This window comes from Streptococcus danieliae (genome assembly GCF_009767945.1).
Taxonomy (GTDB): Bacteria; Bacillota; Bacilli; order Lactobacillales; family Streptococcaceae; genus Streptococcus; species Streptococcus danieliae.
On sequence record NZ_WSRS01000144.1, the window covers coordinates 1 to 1,511 of the forward strand.

At 32.3% G+C, this 1,511-nt stretch carries 1 protein-coding gene and 2 pseudogenes; 2 read left to right on the forward strand and 1 reads right to left on the reverse strand.

Annotated features, from left to right (window positions below):
• Nucleotides 1-121 precede the first annotated feature (121 nt).
• A pseudogene (locus E5983_RS09025) lies at nt 122-397 on the forward strand (IS30 family transposase); the annotation flags it as partial.
• Nucleotides 398-880: 483 nt separating this feature from the next.
• Nucleotides 881-1,366 carry a cysteine peptidase family C39 domain-containing protein gene (locus tag E5983_RS09030; RefSeq protein ID WP_160333491.1) on the forward strand — a complete coding sequence of 162 codons (486 nt, stop codon included), beginning with the start codon at nt 881-883 and terminating at the stop codon, nt 1,364-1,366.
• Here the strand turns inward: E5983_RS09030 and E5983_RS09035 are convergent.
• Nucleotides 1,320-1,511, reverse strand: a pseudogene (locus E5983_RS09035) (IS630 family transposase); the annotation flags it as partial. The gene E5983_RS09030 and the pseudogene E5983_RS09035 overlap by 47 nt on opposite strands.

The window sequence follows — 1,511 nt, forward strand, 5'->3', positions numbered from 1 at the left end:
AGTACAATCCCATTGAAAACACATGGGCTCATATGAAAAAACACCTCAGAAAAGTATTGCCCAGTTATGACAATTTTCTGGATGCTTTGTTGTCTTGTTCTTGTTTCAAATGACTATAAAAGAGCACCAAGTACTTTCAATAACAGCAGATAATGGAACGGAGTTTAACCGACTGTCAGAAGTATTTTCAGAAGAACAGATCTATTACGCACATCCCTATTCATCTTGGGAGAGAGGTACAAATGAAAACCAGAATAGACTCATACGGAGATGGTTACCAAAAGGAACCAAAGAAACGACCCCAAAAGAGGTCGCCTTTATTGAAAATTGGATAAACAATTATCCTAAAAAATGTTTGGACTACAAGTCACCAAAGGAATTTCTTAGTGGTGGCTAACTTCAACTTGAAATTTAGCTTATAAATTAATATAAAATGATTGACAAAAGGAAACTTAAGGTGTAATATTAAATTGTAAATGTAAGGGGTTACAGAAACTTTTTACTTTTACTTAAATATTTTAATTTTAAGTTCTATCATATGTTTCTATCCTTAAGAAGGGGGATTACATTATGAAAAAATTGACAAAAAAACAGGCACGTTTTATTAAAGCTGGTTGGGTTTGTATTGGCTGGGGATTCCTTTGTTGGGGATAGTCTTGCTTTGATATAGACACTTCGAATAAATTTATAAAGTATTATTGAGTTAAAGTTTAGGCAGAGTATTGTTAGTTTGAATTTTATTTCTTACTTGAGTGTGTATTTTGTCTGACGATGTTTGTAGAAAACGGGTTTTCAGTGTTATATGATAGAACTTGGTGGCGCGAAGACTGTGATAGTTTTCGTGCCATTTTTGTTAATTATTGAAGTATGGGAGGTATCTATGGCAAAATATTTTCATAATATGCAAGATGTGACTTCTGATTGTGGGATTGCTGTGATTAAGTCTCTTGTTCAATATTATCATAGATTCAGTAGCGAAAGTTTTGAATCTGTTGTATACGATACTAATATAAGTCAAGGATTATCTTTACTTAATATAGAAGATATTTTAAAGAGATTTGGAATAAGAGGTAGTAGCTATGAAGTTGATGATTTATCTTTACTTGACTTTAATGTTCCGATGATCTTAGTCATAGATAATAATGGTGAGAGTCATTATATATTAGCATATACCATTGAAGGAGAGGATGTTGTTATTTCAAATCCTCTTCATTCTCAAATTGAAAAGATACATTTTAGTGATCTAGAGATGGTTTTTAAAGGGTATATTTTTAGAGTTGAAAATAGCACGAGACAAGAATCGAGGGAGATGCTTATACTCATTGAAATTCAAAATCTGAAAAAAGCCATTCTCTATGGACAATAGATTTTAGATCAGACCAATGCAAATTTTGAATCACTTCTTGTAGTTTATCTATCACTTCCTCAAGTGTTTTAAAGGCTTTGTTTTTGAATCCTCTTTTACGAATCTCAGTCCACACCTGCTCGATTGGATTCATTTCAGGAGTGTA

Excerpts from the sequence above, each read along its gene's own strand:
- E5983_RS09030 (WP_160333491.1), top strand. The coding sequence starts at position 881 with ATGGCAAAATATTTTCATAATATGCAAGATGTGACTTCTGATTGTGGG.